Origin of the sequence: Rheinheimera riviphila (assembly GCF_004005945.1) — a bacterium.
Lineage (GTDB): Bacteria > Pseudomonadota > Gammaproteobacteria > Enterobacterales > Alteromonadaceae > Pararheinheimera > Pararheinheimera riviphila.
Window position 1 is genome coordinate 1 of record NZ_SACS01000045.1, and the last position, 1,368, is coordinate 1,368.

The window sequence follows — 1,368 nt, forward strand, 5'->3', positions numbered from 1 at the left end:
CTGAGGTATCCCCACGGAATTACTATTTGAAACAAAGAGATAATTAAAATTTAGATAGGAAGGAACATTCATGGTGTTCGGTGATCAGATCAATCGCCAAACCAACCAGTCAAGGAGACACCATGAATGTTCGGCCAATCCTAACCAATTTCCTCCACTCTGTCACACCGTTGATGCATGCTTGCCGCCGGACTGCGTTAGAAAAATGCGTCCGCAGTGCTTCGACGAAAAATCACCTGTCAGTCACTTCACTCGGTCGAAGTATTGACGGTAAAGCCTTTGAAAAACACCGGATTAAATGTGCCGACCGATTGCTTTCCAACCAGAATTTGCAGCGTGAAATCCCTGACATTTATCAAGCCATCACCCAAATATTGACCCGAGGAGTTGCCCAGCCGGTTTTGTTAGTTGACTGGTCAGATTTAGACCCTTCGAAAAAACACTTTTTGTTGCGCGCAGGCATGGTGTGTCAGGGGCGTTCGGTAACGCTTTATGAAGAAATTCATACGCTTAAGACCAAAGAAAAACCTGCGACGCATCGCCAGTTCCTGGAAAAGTTAAAAGCGATGTTACCGCCTGCGTGTAAGCCGGTGGTGGTCACTGATGCAGGTTTTCGTGGCCCATGGTTTAGGCAAGTGCTTGAAATGGAATGGGATTATGTCGGAAGAGTGCGCCATCAGACGATGTATCGCACGGCTGAAAGTGACTGGTTATATTGCAGAGATTTACATGCAAAAGCGACTGGAAAACCAACGGTATTGCAGAATGTCACGCTGGCGCGCCGTAATCCGTTGGCGACATCTTTGGTGTTATATAAAAACCGAGTCAAAGGCCGACATGCGGCGAATCGTGACGGCCAGCCGCGACGCTGTAAAGTCAGTGTCAATGCAGCCAACAGCGCCAAAGAACCTTGGTTATTGGCGACTTCATTGCCAATAGAAACACCTGTGCAGGTGAGCGGGATAGTCAAACGATACCGTGCCAGAATGCAGATTGAAGAGAGCTTCCGTGACCTGAAATCCGAGCGGTTCGGCCTGGGGCTAAACATGCATAATACGCATGCTATTCAGAGGCTTAAAGTGCTGGTGTTGATTGGTACTTTGTCGTGTATTCATTTACATATCATAGGTCTGGCAGCGAGAGACTCCGGTCTTGCCAAGCGCTATCAAGCTAACACAGAAACCGAAAAGCCGGTGCTCAGTTTAGTGTTTTTAGGGATGAGAGTTTTACTGAACGTGGATGAAAAATTCTATCTACCAGATAACTACGACATCGCCGACCGATTCAGACAGCATATGGCAGAATATGCTGTCCGATGGGCGGCTTAAGGTGGATAAATTCGTGGGGATCCCTCAGACTCTGACCCCG

At 47.7% G+C, this 1,368-nt stretch carries 1 protein-coding gene; it reads left to right on the forward strand.

Translation table 11 applies throughout. The annotated features are described in order from the left end of the window. The first annotated feature begins 122 nt into the window (after positions 1-122). Positions 123-1,328 (forward strand): IS4 family transposase, encoded by a 1,206-nt coding sequence (locus EOE67_RS20275; RefSeq protein ID WP_127701421.1) that lies wholly within the window; start codon positions 123-125, stop codon positions 1,326-1,328. Positions 1,329-1,368 lie beyond the last annotated feature (40 nt).